This window comes from Pseudomonas oplopanacis, from assembly GCF_057128725.1.
In genome coordinates, this window is the sequence record NZ_JBSKHV010000007.1 from 249184 (window position 1) to 266257 (window position 17074).

The following is a 17074-nucleotide window of genomic DNA, read 5'->3' on the forward strand; positions in this document are numbered from 1 at the left end:
AATGGACCTTCAGGCGTTTCTGGCTCGCCAACCCGCGGATTACGCTGACACTCAGGCGTTAGGTCGTTGCCTGCGGGCGCTGGTGGAAGCGGGTTTGGATCAGCTGCCCCTGCCGGGCAGTGGCCGGACGCTGGAGCGTTTTCAGCGATTGGCCGAGGTCGGCGGGCATGATCTGGGGTTGTGCAAACTGTACGAAGGCCACACCGATGCACTGGCAATCATCGCGCAACTCGGTGGCGAGCCCACACCCGGCAGCACCTGGGGCATGTGGGCCGCCGAGCCGCCGAATGCGCGGGTGCGGGTCAGTCAGCAAGGTTTGAAGGGGCGCAAAGCCTGGTGCTCGGGTGCAGCGGTATTGAGCCATGCCTTGCTTACCGCGTGGGATGAAAACGACTGTCAGCAATTGGTCGCGGTGGCACTGGATCAACCCCGCGTCAGCGTGACGGATCAAGGCTGGCAAGCCGTCGGCATGGGCGCCACCGGCAGCGTCGAAGTGCTGTTCGATAATGCTGAAGCTCGCCTCATTGGCCAACCCGGCGACTACTTGCAACGGCCGGGTTTCTGGCAAGGCGGAATCGGCATTGCCGCCTGTTGGTACGGCGCCGCACACAGCCTCGCCGAACGCCTGCGCACTCACTGCGCGCAACGCGAAGAACCCCATGCCCTCGCCCACCTCGGCGCGGTCGACAGCGCTCTTTTCGCCGCCGCACAGGTGTTGCGCGCCAGCGCAATGAGCATCGATGCCTCGCCGCTGGAAAACGCCGAATTGCTCGCTCGCCGTGCCCGGGCGGTGGTCGAACAGGCCGCTGAACTAGTGATCCTCCACGTCGGCCACGCCCTCGGCGCCGGGCCTTATTGCAAGGACCGGCAGTTCGCCCGGCTGATCGCCGACCTGCCGGTATTCCTGCGTCAAAGTCATGCCGAGCGGGACCTCGCCGCGCTCGGTAAACAAGCTATTGAAGGGACATGGACGTTATGAAAACCAACCCCATCGTCGGCCAGGGCACGCCCCTGCACCTGTGGCAAACCTCCCGCCATCTGGCGCAACTGCCGGTGATCGACATCCTCAGCCTGGTACCCGAAGGCGCCCGCGCGGTGATCATCGCGCCGCACCCGGATGACGAAGTGCTGGGCTGCGGTGGTTTCCTGCAGGTGCTTGCGGCGGCGGGTCGGGCGCTGCAATTGATTTCAGTCACCGATGGCAGCGCCAGTCATCCCGGTTCGACACGCTGGCCGGTGGAGCGTCTGAGCGCCGTGCGCCCGCAAGAATCGGCTGAAGCGTTGCGCCGCCTCGGTTTGCCGCTGCACCAGTTGAAATGGCTTCGCGGCGGTTTCAGTGACAGCCAGGTTGCCGCGCGCGAATCCGAGTTGAGCGCGTTCATCGAACAGCATCTGCGCCCCAACGACGTGGTGTTCACCACGTGGCGCGAAGACGGCCATTGCGATCATGAAGCCGTCGGGCGAGCCAGTGCCACTGCCGCCAGCCGCGTCGGTGCAACCCTGCATGAACTGCCCGTGTGGACCTGGCACTGGGCAACGCCGGAAGACGCGTTCGTGCCGTGGCACCGGGCACGCAAAATTCTCCTGACGCCGCCGCTGATCGCACGCAAGCGCCATGCGATTCACGCTTTCGCCAGCCAGTTGGAAGGAGACCCGCACATCGGCTTGCCGCCCGTGTTGGCGCCCTATGTGCTGGACCGCCTGTTGCAGCCGTTCGAGGTGGTGTTTCTATGAGTGTCGACGATCGTTATTTCGACGGTTTGTTTGCCGGTAACGATGATCCGTGGGCGTTTCGTCAACGCTGGTACGAGCAGCGCAAACGCGCCATCACCCTCGCCGCCCTGCCGCGCCCGCATTACCGCGCGATCTTTGAGCCCGGCTGCGCCAATGGTGAACTGAGCTTTGAACTGGCCAGCCGTTGCGATCGCCTGCTGTGCTGCGACACCGCCGCCGCAGCCGTTGTGTTGGCGCGCACCCGCCTCGGCCCGTTTGATCATGCCGAAGTGCGCCACTCACGCTTGCCTGCGGATTGGCCGGAAGAAAAATTCGACCTGATCGTGCTCAGTGAAATCGGTTACTACCTCGATGCCGAAGACTTGAAACGCCTGATCCAACGGGCCGAACAGTCACTCACCGCCGACGGCCAACTGCTGGCCTGTCACTGGCGCCCGCCCATCGACGGCTGCCCCTTGAACGCGCGCCAAGTGCATGACTTGCTTCACGAACACCTTCCGCTGGCGCGTCTGGTGTTGCATCAGGAAGCGGATTTCCTGCTGGAGCTATGGAGCCGCGAACCGCGCTCCGTGGCCTCACTTGAGGGCTTGCGATGATTGGCATTCTGATCCCCGCGCATAACGAAGAAGACTTGCTCGCCGACTGCCTGCAAGCCGCCCTGTGCGCCGCGCAACATGAGTTGCTGCGCGGTGAAAGCGTCGCAGTGCTGGTGGTGCTCGACAGTTGCACCGACCGATCTGGGGAGATTGTCCAGCGCTACCCGGTCCACAGCCTGAGCATCGAGGCCCGCAACGTCGGCCAGGCACGCGCAGTCGGGGCAAGTTTTCTGCTGGCATTGGGGGTGCGCTGGATCTCCTGCTCCGACGCCGACAGTCGTGTCGCGCAGGACTGGCTGGTGGCGCAGTTGTCGCTGGATGCGGACGCGGTGTGCGGCACGGTCACGGTCGATGCGTGGCACGAATCATTCGATGAGTCGGCGCAGATTCGCTATCACCAGCATTACCAGGCACGCGACGGCCACCGGCACATTCACGGCGCCAACCTGGGCATCAGTGCCGACGCCTATCGGCGCGCCGGCGGATTCGAACCGCTGACCTGTCATGAAGACGTGCAACTGGTGCGACAACTGGAGCGCTGCGGCGCAAAAATTGCCTGGAGTCATCGCCCGCAAGTGCTCACCAGCGCCCGTCTGGACAGTCGCGCGCGGGGTGGTTTCGGCGACTACTTACACGATCTGGCACAGATCGATTAAAAAAAAACCGGCTTAGTCGGAACCGTTGCGCGACGAATAGGATTACTTGAGCAATACTCAGCACGCGACAATCCAGGGTACGGAGAAGTCGCACATTGCTATCAAACAGAACAAGGACGTAGCCCCGATGAAATCCGTCTCCATCATCGACAGCAGCCAGCCAGCACAAATCTGGAACAGCGCGCTGCAACTGGACAACATCCCCGTCATCAACACCCAGACCCTGGTTCCCCCCGGCGCACGCGCCGTGGTGATCGCGCCGCATCCCGGCGATGAAGTGGTCACCTGTGGCGGCCTGCTGCAGTTGCTCTCGACCCTCGGTCATCCCCTGCAATTGATTTCGGTCACCGATGGCAGTGCCACTCAACCCGGTTCGCAGCAATGGTCCGAGAAACGCCTGAGCGTGTTTCGCGGCCAGGAAAGCGTCGAAGCGTTGCGCCGGCTCGGCTTGCCGATGCACAGCCTGAAATGGATTCGGGGTGGCTTCACTGATTTCGTCCTCGCTGAACACGAGACGCAACTGACCCGGTTCATCGCCCGCTACCTGCGTCCCGGTGACGTGGTGTTCAGCACCTGGCGCGAAGACGGTACACCCGACCACGACGCCGTCGGCCGTGCCAGCGCCGCGGCGGCGAGCATGGTCGGTGCGACATTCCATGAACTGCCAATATGGGCCTGGCACTGGCCGGCTCGCGATCAGGCGCTGATGCCTTGGCACCGGGCCCGCAAAGTCCGCCTCGACACCTGGACCGTCGCGCGCAAAAGCCACGCCACCCACGCCTACGCCAGCCAGCTCGACGGCGAACCGGCCTTGGGCATTGCACCGCTGCTTCCCCGGGTGATCCTGGACCGCATGCGCTTGCCCTATGAAATCGTCTTCATCTGAATCCAACACAATCCAATGTGGGAGCGAGCCTGCTCGCGAAAGCGGTGTGTCAGTCGACAAGTATTTTGACTGACACACCGCTTTCGCGAGCAGGCTCGCTCCCACAGTTGTTCGGTGGTGAACACACTTTCGCTGATTGCCACTGAACTGCCTGCCGCCGCATCAGTCGCATGCATAAGCAGCCAACATTCAGAGGAGCCAACGTGACCAGCGATTCCGAGCAGCGGGCCACCCTCAAGCCGTCCCCGGCGATTCATCGCCTGAGGGTGCTCACGGTCAATACTCACAAGGGCTTCACCGCCCTCAACCGGCGTTTCATCCTCCCGGAGTTGCGCGAGGCGGTGCGCAGTACGTCGGCGGATCTTGTGTTCCTGCAAGAAGTGGTCGGCGAACACGATCGGCACTCTTCCCGTTATTACAACTGGCCGCAGACCTCCCAATACGAATTCCTCGCCGACAGCATGTGGAGCGATTTCGCCTATGGCCGCAATGCGGTTTACCCCGACGGCCACCACGGCAATGCCCTGCTGTCGAAATACCCGATCCGCGAATTTCGCAACCTTGATGTATCGATCACCGGCCCCGAAAGGCGCGGGTTATTGCACTGCGTGTTGGAGGTGCCGGGGCACGCTGAAGTGCATGCGATTTGCGTACACCTGAGCCTGCTGGAAAGTCATCGTCAGTTGCAATTGCAGCTCCTCTGCCAACTGCTCGAATCCCTGCCCGACGATGCCCCGGTGATCATTGCCGGTGATTTCAACGACTGGCAGCTGCAAGGCAATGCCGCCCTCGCCCGTCGCGACTACCTGCACGAAGCGTTCGAACGCCATAACGGGCGACCGGCGAAAACCTATCCCGCGCGTTTTCCGTTGCTGCGCCTGGACCGGATTTACCTGCGTAACGCCAGCAGCCATGAACCGCGAATCCTCGGCAATAAACCCTGGACGCACCTGTCGGATCACCTGCCGCTGGCGGTGGAGGTACACCTCTAGCAACCGAGTAGAAGCTCTGATTCGCAGTTTTTTTGACGTTTTATCGAACAAACAAGCGCTTAGATCTGCGCCGTAAATCAGTCACTTGCAGCACCTAAAATACCCATACCATTTATCGGCCATTTTCTTGACGCGCTGTCAACGGTCTTCTTAGCTACACCTTACTACCCCCGAAGTACCATCAGGGGGCAACCCCCTCAGACACCCGCCAATCCGGGCGCCCAGCGGCTTGCCCTCAATCCATTCGGCCGCCCCTCATTCGGGGTAGGAGAGACGCCACAGCGAGATACCGCATGCGATTGCAAGGTAGACCCCCATGAAGACTTCATTCACCCAACAAGAGATAAAAGTCACTTTTTGCACTGTCTCGAGCTCTATCCTGCTGTGCTCGACCCTCGAAACCCAGGCGGCACCCGCGGAGGAAGAAACCCTTCCATGGTATCGCCAGGATGTACCGGTTCTCACCTTGCCAACCTCGCACCTCACCTCGTTCTATCCCGGCGTCTTCGGCTCCGCGTCCGATAGTCGAAGTTCACGTCTGACCATCGAAGACGAAGCCCCCTCGACCTGGGATCAGGTCTACGGCAAGCCATCGCGGCAGGCGCAGACCGACTTTCTGTCACAGGGTTCTTCGATCCCGGGCAGCACTGAATTCAAAGGGCCGGCGATCCTCACCCTGCAGAGCGGCAGTGGCCATACCCAGCAGGTCGGACTGATCGGCGGCACCACCCGGTTACAAGGCAACAGCAACGGCTTGTTGACCAGTCCAGCCCTGGCCGACCCCGACAACGACACCCTCAACCTTCAAGGCCAGAGCCTCGGTGCATATTGGAGCTTGACGGGCCCACAAGGCTGGCACGTGGATTTGACCGCCAGCGGCGGCCGGGTCAACGGCTTCAGCCGAAATGACCAGGGCGCACGGCAGGCAACGGAAGGCAGTGCGATGACGTTGTCGGTGGAAGGCGGCTTTCCGATTGGCCTGAGCGAGAACTGGGTAGTCGAACCCCAAGCGCAGTTGATCAATCAACGCATCACACTGGATACGCCGTATGCCGGCTCAGGGAACGCGTCATCCAGCGACCTGACGTCCTGGAGCGGCCGGGTCGGTGCGCGATTGAAAGGTAGTTACGACATCAATGGCCTGGGCGTCGAACCCTACGTGCGGACCAACTTGTGGCACACCGTGTACACCGGCAATACCGTGACCCTCGACCAGGTCGACAAGATCAGCAGCAGCCGCAATTCATCGACGGTTGAGGTGGGGTTGGGGTTGGTGGCGAGGGTTACGCCGGCGGTGAGTTTGTACGTCAGTGCGGATTACAGCAGTGACGTGGATGACAATGATTTGAACGGGTTGATCGGGAGTCTGGGGGTGCGGATGCGGTGGTGAGCGACAGGCATCAAGAGAGGCTTTGTCAGCGCTGACGCCTTCGCGAGCAGGCTCGCTCCCACAGTGGTTTTGCATACGACACAAATCCAGTGTGGGAGCGAGCCTGCTCGCGAAGGGAGCGACTCGGTGTCAGATCAGCCCTCAGGCCGCAAGATCAACACCGCCAGCGGCGGCAAATTCAACACCAGCGACAATGCCTGCCCATGGCTCGGCTCCTCTTCGGTAAACACCCCGCCACTGTTGCCATAGTTGGAACCGGCATACATCGCCGCATCACTGTTGATCACCTCGGTCCAGCGCCCGGCAAACGGTACGCCGACGCGATAACCCTCACGCGGCACCGGGGTAAAGTTGGCCACCACCAGCACCGGTCGGCCCTCCTTGCTCCAGCGCAGCCACGCGTAGACGCTGTTGATCGCATCGTCGCCGATCAGCCACTGGAAGCCTTGCGGCGCATCGTCCTGCTCATGCAGCGCCGGCTCTTCGCGGTACAGCCGATTGAGGTCGCCGACCAGTTTCTGCACCCCTTTGTGTTCGGGGTATTGCAGCAAATACCAGTCGAGTTGCTGATCGTGGTTCCACTCGCGCCACTGGCCGAATTCGCAGCCCATGAACAACAGCTTCTTGCCCGGGTGCGTCCACATGAAGCTCAAGTAGGCGCGTAGGTTGGCAAACTTCTGCCAGCGGTCGCCGGGCATTTTGTCGATCAGCGAATGCTTGCCGTGAACCACTTCATCGTGGGATATCGGCAAGATGAAACGCTCGGACCAGGCATACACCAGGCCAAAACTAAGTTCGTTATGGTGATGGGCGCGGTACACCGGGTCCTGCTGGATGTAATGCAGCGAATCGTGCATCCAGCCCATGTTCCATTTATAGGCAAAGCCCAGGCCGCCCTGTTGCGTGCTTTGGCTGACACCCGGCCACGCGGTGGATTCTTCGGCGATGACCAGCGCACCCGGCGCTTCCAGCGCGACCACGTCGTTGAGGTGGCGCAAGAAGTCGATGGCTTCGAGGTTTTCCCGACCGCCATGGCGGTTCGGCACCCATTCGCCAGCCTTGCGCGAATAGTCGCGATAAAGCATCGAGGCGACCGCATCGACACGCAGGCCATCGACGTGAAAATGCTTGAGCCAGTGCAGCCCGGAAGCCAGCATGTAACCGTGCACTTCGGTGCGGCCGAGGTTGTAGATCAGCGTGTCCCAGTCCTGATGAAAACCTTCCTGCGGGTTGCCGTATTCATACAACGCTGTGCCGTCGAATTGCGCCAGGCCGTGGGTATCGGTCGGAAAATGCGCCGGTACCCAATCGAGAATCACGCCGATTTCCGCCTGGTGGCAGGCGTTGACGAAAGCGGCAAAGTCATCCGGAGAACCGTAACGGGCGCTGGGGGCGAATTGCGACAGCAGTTGATAACCCCACGAGCCGCCGAATGGATGCTCCATGATCGGCATCAGCTCGATATGGGTGAACCCCAAGTCCTTCACATAAGGAATCAGCCGCTCACCCAACTCGTGCCAGGTGTACTGGCGGGCGACTTCGCCCAGATCGTCGAGCTCACACTGCCAGGAGCCGGCATGCAGTTCGTAGATCGACAGCGGCGCCGTCGCTCGCTGACGCTCAGCACGCGACTCCATCCACGCCTGATCCTGCCAGTCGATGTTCAGCGGCGAGGCGACTTTCGAGGCCGTGTCTGGCGGCAAGGTAGTGGCCAGTGCCATCGGGTCAGCCTTGAGCGGCAATATGCCGTGGCTGCCGAGGATTTCGTATTTGTACGCCTCACCCGCTCGCAGGCGCGGGATGAACAACTCCCAGACCCCGGTCGGATGGCGCAGACGCATGGGATGGCGGCGACCGTCCCAGTTGTTGAAATCACCCACCACCGACACGCGCTTGGCGTTGGGCGCCCACACGGCGAAACGCACGCCGTCGACACCGTCAACCGTCTGCAACTGCGCGCCGAGGCAACTGCTCAGGTCGCGGTGATTGCCTTCGGCGAACAGGTACAAATCCATCTCGCCGAGCAATGGGCCGAAGCTGTAGGGGTCTTCACTGACTTGCTCGCCGCCGGCCCAACGGGTGCGCAGCAGGTACGCCTGGGCCCGATCGAAATGCCCGACAAACAGCCCCGGTGTCTGGGTGGCCTCAAGGTTGCCGAGTTCTTCCCCGGAGTCCCTGGCCAACACTTGCACGCTCAAGGCGTCCGGCAGATAGGCACGAATGAATTGCCCACCGGCGCCATCGCCATGGGGGCCGAGAATTGCAAAGGGGTCGTGATGTTCGGCGCGTACCAGCGCGTCGATGTCCCGCGATCTGGGCAGTAATGCCTCTTTAGCGTGACCCTGTTCCTTGTTCGAGAAACTCATGACTACTCTCCACCAAGATCGGAAAAGGGTTTAAGCCCACTCAATAATCCATACAAGCCGTGCAACGGCACCGGCAGCCAAGTGGGTCGATTTTCGGCCTCATACGCCACTTCATAGGCCGCCTTCTCCAGACCGAACAACGCCAGCGCGGCGTCCTCGCCTTCCGGATCTTGCCACGCATGAGCAAGACTAGCTGCCGCCAGCCGATAAGCGTCGACAAATGCCTGTTTCGCTTCAATCAGGTAACGCTCGGCGACCCGTTGGCGCGCCCCCTGAGCTTCGGCCGTGTTGTCGACGTTGTGCACATTGATCGTCATCGCAGCGGCGTAATCGAACGAACGCAACACACCGCTGACGTCTTTGTACGGACTGTGCTTGCCGCGTCGCTCACGCAACGGCCGCGCCGGCTCACCCTCGAAGTCGATCAGGTAGGCATCGCCCTTGATCACCAGCACCTGACCCAGGTGCAAGTCGCCGTGGACGCGGATGCGCAAGCCACCGACGGCTTTCTTGCCCAGTTCCTGAACATGGCTGAGGATGGCTTTTTTCTCGTCCAGTAAACGACTGACCAAAGCCTGATCCGCCGGGTTCAGTTGATTTTGATGCTGCTTGAGCAACTTGAGCGCGTGTTCCAGCTGCGCCGCCACGTCCTTGGCCGAGGCCAGCGCCTCTTTCGAAGTAGTCACCTGCGGCGCGAAGTCCTTGTCTTTGGTCGGGGCCGCCAGGACCTGGTGCATTTCTCCCAGGCGCTGGCCGAGCATGCCGGCGAAATCCTTCAGCTCACCGAGGGCGTTGTAGTGCTGTTCCTGCTCGGAGATCGCGTCAGCCAACTCATCACGCAGCGCGCGTTCAAGGTTGTTTTGGGTCCATTCCCAGGCATCGCCCTGATTGCTCAGATAACCCTGGGCGATCATCAACAAGGTGTCCTCGCCGTGTTCGTCGCGGCGCACCACCGAGCCCAGCAGTGGCGAGATGTTCTGGAACCCGGCATTGGTCAGGTACGCGCTCATTTCCAGTTCCGGGTGCACGCCCGAGGCGAGTTTGCGGATCAGTTTGAGCACCAGGCTGTTGCCGATCACCACCGAACTGTTGGATTGCTCGGCCGAGAGATAGCGTATGGGCGACTCTTGCGTCAGCCCGAGTTTCGCCAGTTCCGCGGTCGGTTCAAAGCGGATGTCACCCTCGCTCGACGACAACACCGTGTCGTTCTGCATGCCATGCAACACGGCATGGATAAAGGGTTCGAGGCTGAAGGCGTCGGTAATCAAACCCACCTGACGCCCACGTCGCACCCGCGACAATGCCAGCTGTTGAGGCAGTGCGGCGCCGACCTGATCTTCGGGAATAAAACCGAATGGCAACTGGTAGCGGTGGGTCTGGCCGGCGCTGGAGACTTCGATTTCGCTCAGCAGCACCGGGTGCAACGGATCGCCGAAGCGCACGCCATAGGCCAGGTTGACCTGTTCGATGGCTGCGTCCTTGCCGGCAAACCAGCGGCGGTTCTGTAGCCAGCTCGGCAGAATGCCTTGCTCCAGCGTGCCGCGCGACGGCGTTTCGAGCAGTTCTTCCATGCGTTTCTTCAACACCAGCGTGGTGAAGTCCGGCAGGCTTTGCGCCGGTTCCACGTGCCAGCTCGGCATCTGGTTTTCCGCCGCGAGCCCGAACCAATAGAAACCGTACGGCGCCAGGGTCAGGAGGAAATTCAATTGGCCAATCGGCGGGAACGCGTTACCGCCGAGCATCTCCACTGGCACCATGCCGACGTACGCCGACAGGTCGAGTTCCGCCGCCTGGGCACTGCGCGAGACGTTGGCCACGCAGAGGATGATTTCGTGCTTGCCATCCTCGCCGGTGAATTCACGGGTGTAGGCCAGAATCCGCCGGTTGCTCGGCGAAAGCATTTTCAGCGTACCGCGCCCGAAAGCCTTGGACTGTTTGCGCACGGCGAGCATGCGTCGGGTCCAGTTGAGCAGCGAATGCGGATCGCCGGCCTGGGTTTCGACGTTGACCGACAGGTAGCCGTATTGCGGGTCCATGATCGGTGGCAACACCAGGCTCGCCGGGTCGGCGCGGGAGAACCCGCCGTTACGGTCAATCGACCACTGCATCGGAGTGCGCACGCCATCGCGGTCGCCGAGGTAGATGTTGTCGCCCATGCCGATTTCATCGCCGTAATACAGGGTCGGCGTGCCGGGCATCGACAGCAGCAGGCTGTTAAGCAGCTCCACGCGACGACGATCTCGCTCTACCAATGGCGCCAGACGACGGCGGATGCCCAGATTGATCCGCGCCCGACGGTCGGCTGCGTAGTAATTCCACAGGTAGTCGCGCTCCTTGTCGGTGACCATTTCCAGGGTCAGCTCATCGTGGTTGCGCAGGAAAATCGCCCACTGACAGTTGGCCGGGATCTCCGGGGTCTGGCGCAGGATGTCGGTAATCGGGAAGCGATCTTCCTGAGCCAGCGCCATGTACATGCGCGGCATCAACGGAAAATGAAAGGCCATGTGGCATTCGTCGCCATTCAAACCTTGGGCGTCGGTGTCGCCGAAGTACAGTTGCGTGTCCTCCGGCCATTGATTGGCCTCGGCCAGCAGCATGCGGTCCGGGTAGTTGGCATCGATCTCGGCGCGGATCTGCTTGAGGACGTCGTGGGTCTCGGGGAGGTTTTCGTTGTTGGTGCCGTCCCGTTCGATCAGGTACGGAATGGCGTCCAGGCGCAGGCCGTCGATGCCCATGTCGAGCCAATAGCGCATTACCGAGAGCACGGCTTTCATGACTTGCGGGTTATCGAAATTCAGGTCCGGCTGGTGGGAGTAGAAACGGTGCCAGAAGTATTGGCCGGCGACCGGGTCCCAGGTCCAGTTGGATTTCTCGGTGTCGAGAAAGATGATGCGGGTGCCGTCGTACTTGTGGTCGTCATCGGACCAGACGTAGAAGTCCCGCGCCGCCGAGCCGGGTTTGGCCTTGCGGGCGCGCTGGAACCAGGCGTGCTGATCCGAGGTGTGGTTGATGACCAGTTCGGTAATCACCCGCAAGCCACGTTCATGGGCTTCGGAGATGAAACGCTTGGCATCGGCCATCGTGCCGTAGTCGGCGTGGACACCCCGGTACTCGGCGATGTCGTAGCCATCATCGCGGCGTGGCGAGGGGTAGAACGGCAACAGCCAGATGGTGTTGACGCCCAGGTCGGCGATGTAGTCGAGTTTGGCGATCAGGCCGGGAAAGTCGCCGATCCCGTCGTTGTTGGAGTCGAAAAATGATTTGACGTGAACCTGGTAGATCACCGCGTCCTTGTACCAGAGCGGGTCCTTGATGAAGGTGGCTGCCTTGGGTTTCTTCGCCATTTGAAACTCCTGTTGAAATCGAAAAAGCCGCTGAGCCCAAACACAATGATTACCTGTGGGAGCGAGCCTGCTCGCGAAGAGGCCGGTACATCCGATCCATCTTTGGCGATTGGCTCACCACTTTCGCGAGCAGGCTCGCTCCCACAGGTTCTGCGTGTTAGGTAGTTATTCGCCAGATGCCGAACGGCTGATACGCCGGGTCGATGCGCATGAACTGGTACTTGCCATACCAGGTCCAGCGATGCCCGTTCATCAAGTCTTCGCCCTGGGTGATGGCGTCGTCGGGCAAACCCATTTCCCACAGCGGCAATTCAAAATTGGCTTCCTGAACGTTATGCGGATCGAGACTCACCGCCACCAGAATGAAATTGCTGCGGTCCGCACTGCGCTTGCCGAAATACAGAATGTTGTCGTTCCACGCGTTGTAGACCTTCAGGCCAAGGTGCGTATGCAGCGCCGGGTTCTGCCGGCGGATGCGGTTGAGCTGCGCGATCTCGGCAATGATGTTGCCCGGCGCATTGAAGTCCCGTGGACGAATCTCGTACTTCTCGGAGTCGAGGTATTCCTCTTTGCCCGGGATCGGTGCTGATTCACACAACTCGAAACCCGAATACATGCCCCACAGCCCAGAGCCCATGGTCGCCAGCGCCGCACGGATCAAAAAACCGGCGCGCCCGGACTCATGCAGGAAGGCCGGATTGATGTCCGGTGTATTGACGAAGAAGTTCGGCCGGTAACATTCACGCCACGGCGATTCGTTCAGCTCGGTGAAGTACGTCGCCAGCTCATGCTTGGTGTTGCGCCAGGTGAAATAGGTGTAGCTCTGCGAATAACCGACCTTGCCCAGCCGCGCCATCATTGCCGGCGTGGTAAAGGCTTCCGCGAGGAAGATCACTTCGGGGTACAACGCGCGCACATCGGCGATCAGCCATTGCCAGAATGGCAGCGGTTTGGTGTGCGGGTTGTCGACGCGAAAGATCTTCACGCCCTCCTCGACCCAGCCGACCACGATGTCGCGCAGTTCGACCCACAGGCTTGGAATCGCCTCGGTCGCATAGAAGTCGACGTTGACGATGTCCTGGTATTTTTTCGGCGGGTTCTCGGCGTATTTGATCGTGCCGTCCGGCCGCCAGTTGAACCAGCCCGGGTGCTGCTGCAGCCATGGGTGGTCCTGGGAACACTGAATCGCAAAGTCGAGGGCGATTTCCAGTCCGTAGTCCGCCGCCGTGGCGACCAGTCGGCGGAAGTCCTCGCGGGTGCCCAGCTCTGAATGAATCGCCTCGTGCCCGCCCTCTTCGCTGCCAATCGCATAGGGGCTGCCGGGGTCGTCGGGACCGGCCGTCAGGGAATTGTTCGGGCCTTTGCGGAAACTGCGGCCGATCGGGTGGATCGGCGGAAAGTACAGAACGTCGAAGCCCATGTCCTGAATCATCGGCAGCCGCGAGTGCACATCATTGAAGGTGCCGTGACGGGCCGGATCGTCGGTGATCGAGCGCGGAAACAACTCATACCAACTGGCGAACTGCGCCAGCTCCCGTTCGACATCCAGCGGGTACTCGGGGCTGAGGCTTACATAGGCACGATGATCGGCCTGGGCCATCAGCTCGGCGCTACGCTGGTGCAGAAACAGCGCCACCTGCTCGTTTTCGAGCAGACCGGACAATTCGTGGTGCATCGCCGCCAGTTGTTCGCTCAACACGCCCTCGCTGCGCTCGGCCGCCTTCAGCACCTGAGTACGGCCTTCCTGCAACTCCAGGCTGACCGGGACTCGCGCCGCGTGTTTCTTCTCCAGCTCGTAGCAGAAGCTGGCGAACTGATCGATCCAGGCTTCGATGCAGAACAGATAGCGGCCCTGACGCTCGATGCGGAACTGGCCTTGCCAGCCGTTATTGCCCAGGTCCGCCATGACTGCGCTTTGCCAGACTTCGTCGCCTTCGGCACGCCAGCGCACTCGCACGGCCAGCTTGTCGTGACCGTCGGCAAACACTTTGCTGGTCACCACCACGTCCTGGCCGACCACGGCCTTGACGGCGAACTGTCCGCCATCAAGGCTCGGCTGGGTATTTTCAATGGCGATTCGCGGCAGTAATAAAGCCTGCGACAGCGGCATATGCGGGTTGTAGTTCAGCTCTGTCGGTTTTTCAGCAGTCATCGAGCATCTCTCCTTTACGCCCCATGGACGCTCTTGTAGCGGGTGTTCCCTGATTTGATTCACTTAGGTTGGGAGCCACCGTCGGCGATAAAAGTTCAGAGGGAATTGCCCTGGCGTTTTGCGGGGAATCAATTCCCGCGTCAGGAGGTCAATCCACTTAAGCACGACTTACGCCATGTGCCACTGGAGGCTTGAACAATGAGTATTCCAATCCCTGCCGAAACGCCTGACCCGAACATCGACAGCCCGGTCATTCCACCGACTGAGCCGCAACCCGTGCCTGAGCAGGACCCGCCCGGCACTCAACCGCCACCTCGGGAAGAACCACCGAGCACCATGCCGCCGGTGATTGTGCGGCCCTGATCATGACAATTTACGGGGTGCGGTCGTTGTCGATCAGGCGCACGATCCGCGGCATCACGCTGAAAATCGCCAACGCCAGCAACGTACTGAACACCGCCGTCGCCTCGCGCCCCAGGCCGGCCGACACGCCGATGGCGGCGGTCATCCACAACCCGGCGGCGGTGGTCAGGCCTTTGACCTGGGCTTCGTCGCCCTCGGTGTTTTTCAGGATAGTCCCGGCGCCGAGAAACCCGATCCCGGCAATGACGCCCTGCACCACCCGGCTCATCGCATCGGCCTGAGCGCCGGACATCTGCGGTACCAGCACAAACAGCGCCGCTCCCAGCGCCACCAGCATGTGGGTTCGCACCCCGGCGGCCTTGCCCTTGTGCTCACGCTCGAAACCGAGAATCCCGCCCAGTAACGCCGCTATCAGCAGGCGCACGGTAATTCGCGTCAATTGCGATGCATCACCGATGTCGGCGAACTCCGCTTGCAGCGTCACCCAAACTTCATGCCACCAGGCGTTCATGCTGTGATCCTTGTGCGGTTGTCAGAGGATGGACCGCGCCGACCATTAATCGGTTGCACCGAACGATGGCCGGCGAATGCGCCCTAACGGTTAAGTACCCGCAGAAAAAAGGACACCACCATGACCGTGCGCATCGAAAACGAGACTTGCTTCTTCACCACCGAAAACGGCGAGGAAATTCGCCTGTGCCCCGACGTCACCATTGTCACCGACTCGGAAAAATCCATGTCAGCAGTGGACCTTGCCGGCCAGCGTATCTACATCACCGAAGCAGAAGCCGATGCATTGACCGTAGCAGGCGCGGTGGATGGTCGCCGGCATTTGAAGGCCACGGACAGTGATTCGGTAATTTGATGACGCCGATCAACAACCGCGGCGCAGGCTTGAGATAGGCGGCTGCGTCGCGCCGGGGCTGGTGCTTCAAGTTGTCGCACATAGCGGATTAGCGCTCATCTGATCCGCTTTTTATTGCAATACCTGAGTCTGTTATGCAAACAGATCGACGCTCATAGTGCGCTGGCCTGATGGAGGCTGATGAGCGACAGACCATGAGCGATAGAATCCCCGTCCGATTAGTTGAAAGCACCGCTGCGGTACAGACTTTTGAGCCTTCGCGTCCAAAGATGAAGGCCAAGTCCAGCGACAACCTGATCCACACCCGAAGCTTCACAGGCCTGTTCCGCACCTTGCGTTTGAGCGGAGCGGGATTTCTGTTTTTGCTGTTCTTCGGCACGGTGTGGCTGAATTGGGGCGACCGCCAGGCGGTGCTCTGGGACCTTTCCGAAAGTAAATTCCACATCTTCGGCGCGACCTTCTGGCCGCAGGACTTCATCCTGCTGTCGGCGCTGTTGATCATCGCCGCGTTCGGTCTGTTTGCGATCACCGTGTTCGCAGGCAGAGTCTGGTGCGGTTACACCTGCCCGCAGAGCTCCTGGACCTGGATCTTCATGTGGTGCGAGAAAATCACCGAAGGCGAACGCAACCAGCGCATCAAGCTGCAAGCCGCGCCGTGGGGCTTGAACAAACTGCTGCGCCGCTCCACCAAGCACACGCTGTGGCTGGCGATCAGCCTGCTCACCGGGCTGACCTTCGTCGGCTATTTCACCCCGATCCGGCCATTGGCCGAAGAGCTGCTGACCTGGCAAATGGGCGGTGTCAGCCTGTTCTGGGTGCTGTTCTTCACCGGCTCCACGTACATCAACGCCGGCTGGCTGCGTGAAGCGGTGTGCATGCACATGTGCCCGTATGCGCGGTTCCAGAGCGTGATGTTCGACAAAGACACCCTGACCATTTCCTATGATGCGGCCCGTGGTGAGAACCGTGGCCCGCGCAAGCGTGAAGTGCAACCGGCCGAGGTCGGTCTGGGTGATTGCATCGACTGTCAGCTGTGCGTGCAGGTCTGCCCGACCGGCATAGACATCCGTGACGGCTTGCAGATGGAGTGCATCGGCTGCGCCGCGTGCATCGACGCCTGCGACTCGATCATGGACAAAATGGGCTATGCCCGTGGGCTGATCAGCTACACCTCGGAGCATGAGTTGCAGGGGGGCAAGACGCACCTGCTGCGGCCACGGCTGATTGGTTACACAGCGGTGCTGTTGGTGATGATCGGCGCCCTCGCCCTCGCGCTGGTGGAGCGGCCGATGGTGTCGCTGGACGTGAGCAAGGACCGTGGGTTGTTCCGTGAAAACAGTCAGGGGCAGATCGAAAACATCTACAGCCTCAAGGTCATTAATAAAACCCAGCTGCGCCAGGACTATCGTTTGAGTCTGGTGGAGGGCGACGGCTTCCAGTTGCAAGGCAAGACGCAACTGAGCCTGGCGCCGGGCGAGATTGTCGATGTGCCGGTATCGGTGGCGATGACCACGGAACGGCCGAGCAGCAGTTCGCAGACGATCATCTTCAAGATTGAAGACAGCGATGAGCCGGGCATTTATAGCGAAGCGAAAAGCCGGTTTGTTGCGCCGATGAACCGTTGATCCCTTAGACTGCGGTGCCCTGTGGCGAGGGAGCTTGCTCCCGCTCGGCTGCGCAGCAGTCATAAAATTTTGGGGGCGCTGCGCACCCCAGCGGGAGCAAGCTCC

The 17074-nt window shown here is 61.0% G+C and carries 14 protein-coding genes; 10 read left to right on the forward strand and 4 right to left on the reverse strand.

The genetic code is table 11. The annotated features are described in order from the left end of the window. Nucleotide 1: 1 nt before the first annotated feature. The 7 genes from ACWKV5_RS16515 (at nucleotide 2) to ACWKV5_RS16545 (ending at nucleotide 6254) form a co-directional block, all read left to right on the forward strand. Nucleotides 2-979, forward strand: a complete 978-nt coding sequence (locus ACWKV5_RS16515; protein ID WP_483842182.1) for an acyl-CoA dehydrogenase — start codon at nucleotides 2-4, stop codon at nucleotides 977-979. Beyond that, a complete protein-coding gene (locus ACWKV5_RS16520; RefSeq protein ID WP_483842120.1) occupies nucleotides 976-1734 on the forward strand; it encodes a PIG-L deacetylase family protein in 759 nt (252 codons plus the stop codon). Before ACWKV5_RS16515 ends, ACWKV5_RS16520 begins: the two co-directional genes overlap by 4 nt. Further along, on the forward strand, nucleotides 1731-2330 hold the full coding sequence (locus ACWKV5_RS16525; RefSeq protein WP_483842121.1) for an SAM-dependent methyltransferase: 600 nt from the start codon (nucleotides 1731-1733) through the stop codon (nucleotides 2328-2330). The genes ACWKV5_RS16520 and ACWKV5_RS16525 overlap by 4 nt, the downstream gene beginning before the upstream one ends. Then, nucleotides 2327-2986, forward strand: coding sequence for a glycosyltransferase family 2 protein (locus tag ACWKV5_RS16530; RefSeq protein WP_483842122.1), 660 nt, complete (start codon nucleotides 2327-2329; stop codon nucleotides 2984-2986). Before ACWKV5_RS16525 ends, ACWKV5_RS16530 begins: the two co-directional genes overlap by 4 nt. Nucleotides 2987-3113: 127 nt before the next feature. Then, on the forward strand, nucleotides 3114-3872 hold the full coding sequence (locus ACWKV5_RS16535; protein WP_483842123.1) for a PIG-L deacetylase family protein: 759 nt from the start codon (nucleotides 3114-3116) through the stop codon (nucleotides 3870-3872). A gap of 203 nt (nucleotides 3873-4075) precedes the next feature. Then, complete coding sequence (locus ACWKV5_RS16540; RefSeq protein ID WP_483842124.1) at nucleotides 4076-4864, forward strand: endonuclease/exonuclease/phosphatase family protein; 789 nt, start codon at nucleotides 4076-4078, stop codon at nucleotides 4862-4864. Between the two features lie 316 nt (nucleotides 4865-5180). Next, nucleotides 5181-6254: an autotransporter domain-containing protein gene (locus tag ACWKV5_RS16545; protein WP_483842125.1), complete on the forward strand. Its 1074-nt coding sequence runs from the start codon at nucleotides 5181-5183 to the stop codon at nucleotides 6252-6254. A 134-nt stretch (nucleotides 6255-6388) separates the two neighbouring features. Here ACWKV5_RS16545 and glgB read toward each other — a convergent pair whose 3' ends face one another. The 3 genes from glgB to ACWKV5_RS16560 all read right to left on the reverse strand — a co-directional run bounded on the left by glgB (nucleotide 6389) and on the right by ACWKV5_RS16560 (nucleotide 14116). Further along, nucleotides 6389-8620 carry a 1,4-alpha-glucan branching protein GlgB gene (gene glgB / locus ACWKV5_RS16550; RefSeq protein ID WP_483842126.1) on the reverse strand — a complete coding sequence of 744 codons (2232 nt, stop codon included), beginning with the start codon at nucleotides 8618-8620 and terminating at the stop codon, nucleotides 6389-6391. A gap of 2 nt (nucleotides 8621-8622) precedes the next feature. Further along, nucleotides 8623-11964 carry a maltose alpha-D-glucosyltransferase gene (gene treS, locus ACWKV5_RS16555; RefSeq protein ID WP_483842127.1) on the reverse strand — a complete coding sequence of 1114 codons (3342 nt, stop codon included), beginning with the start codon at nucleotides 11962-11964 and terminating at the stop codon, nucleotides 8623-8625. Nucleotides 11965-12121: 157 nt separating this feature from the next. Further along, nucleotides 12122-14116 carry an alpha-1,4-glucan--maltose-1-phosphate maltosyltransferase gene (locus tag ACWKV5_RS16560; RefSeq protein WP_483842128.1) on the reverse strand — a complete coding sequence of 665 codons (1995 nt, stop codon included), beginning with the start codon at nucleotides 14114-14116 and terminating at the stop codon, nucleotides 12122-12124. Between the two features lie 198 nt (nucleotides 14117-14314). On the opposite strand from ACWKV5_RS16560, the gene ACWKV5_RS16565 reads away from it, so the two are divergent. Further along, entirely contained in the window at nucleotides 14315-14479 is a 165-nt protein-coding gene (locus tag ACWKV5_RS16565) for a hypothetical protein (RefSeq protein WP_483842129.1), read from the forward strand. 10 nt (nucleotides 14480-14489) lie between these two features. Here ACWKV5_RS16565 and ACWKV5_RS16570 read toward each other — a convergent pair whose 3' ends face one another. Beyond that, complete coding sequence (locus ACWKV5_RS16570; protein ID WP_483842130.1) at nucleotides 14490-14990, reverse strand: MgtC/SapB family protein; 501 nt, start codon at nucleotides 14988-14990, stop codon at nucleotides 14490-14492. 120 nt (nucleotides 14991-15110) lie between these two features. Here ACWKV5_RS16570 and ACWKV5_RS16575 point away from each other — a divergent pair, with 120 nt between their 5' ends. Both ACWKV5_RS16575 and ccoG read left to right on the forward strand, forming a co-directional pair. Beyond that, nucleotides 15111-15344: a DUF3203 family protein gene (locus tag ACWKV5_RS16575; RefSeq protein ID WP_483842131.1), complete on the forward strand. Its 234-nt coding sequence runs from the start codon at nucleotides 15111-15113 to the stop codon at nucleotides 15342-15344. A gap of 194 nt (nucleotides 15345-15538) precedes the next feature. Then, nucleotides 15539-16969 (forward strand): cytochrome c oxidase accessory protein CcoG, encoded by a 1431-nt coding sequence (ccoG, locus tag ACWKV5_RS16580; RefSeq protein ID WP_483842132.1) that lies wholly within the window; start codon nucleotides 15539-15541, stop codon nucleotides 16967-16969. The last annotated feature ends 105 nt before the right edge of the window (nucleotides 16970-17074 follow it).

Bases quoted from the DNA above. Each gene is read 5' to 3' on its own strand.
- ACWKV5_RS16545 (WP_483842125.1), top strand. From the start codon at position 5,181: ATGAAGACTTCATTCACCCAACAAGAGATAAAAGTCACTTTTTGCACT.
- ACWKV5_RS16570 (WP_483842130.1), bottom strand. From the start codon at position 14,990: ATGAACGCCTGGTGGCATGAAGTTTGGGTGACGCTGCAAGCGGAGTTC.
- ACWKV5_RS16515 (WP_483842182.1), top strand. From the start codon at position 2: ATGGACCTTCAGGCGTTTCTGGCTCGCCAACCCGCGGATTACGCTGAC.
- ACWKV5_RS16525 (WP_483842121.1), top strand. From the start codon at position 1,731: ATGAGTGTCGACGATCGTTATTTCGACGGTTTGTTTGCCGGTAACGAT.
- ACWKV5_RS16565 (WP_483842129.1), top strand. From the start codon at position 14,315: ATGAGTATTCCAATCCCTGCCGAAACGCCTGACCCGAACATCGACAGC.
- ccoG (WP_483842132.1), top strand. From the start codon at position 15,539: ATGAGCGATAGAATCCCCGTCCGATTAGTTGAAAGCACCGCTGCGGTA.
- treS (WP_483842127.1), bottom strand. From the start codon at position 11,964: ATGGCGAAGAAACCCAAGGCAGCCACCTTCATCAAGGACCCGCTCTGG.
- ACWKV5_RS16520 (WP_483842120.1), top strand. From the start codon at position 976: ATGAAAACCAACCCCATCGTCGGCCAGGGCACGCCCCTGCACCTGTGG.
- ACWKV5_RS16535 (WP_483842123.1), top strand. From the start codon at position 3,114: ATGAAATCCGTCTCCATCATCGACAGCAGCCAGCCAGCACAAATCTGG.
- ACWKV5_RS16575 (WP_483842131.1), top strand. From the start codon at position 15,111: ATGACCGTGCGCATCGAAAACGAGACTTGCTTCTTCACCACCGAAAAC.
- ACWKV5_RS16530 (WP_483842122.1), top strand. From the start codon at position 2,327: ATGATTGGCATTCTGATCCCCGCGCATAACGAAGAAGACTTGCTCGCC.
- ACWKV5_RS16560 (WP_483842128.1), bottom strand. From the start codon at position 14,116: ATGACTGCTGAAAAACCGACAGAGCTGAACTACAACCCGCATATGCCG.
- glgB (WP_483842126.1), bottom strand. From the start codon at position 8,620: ATGAGTTTCTCGAACAAGGAACAGGGTCACGCTAAAGAGGCATTACTG.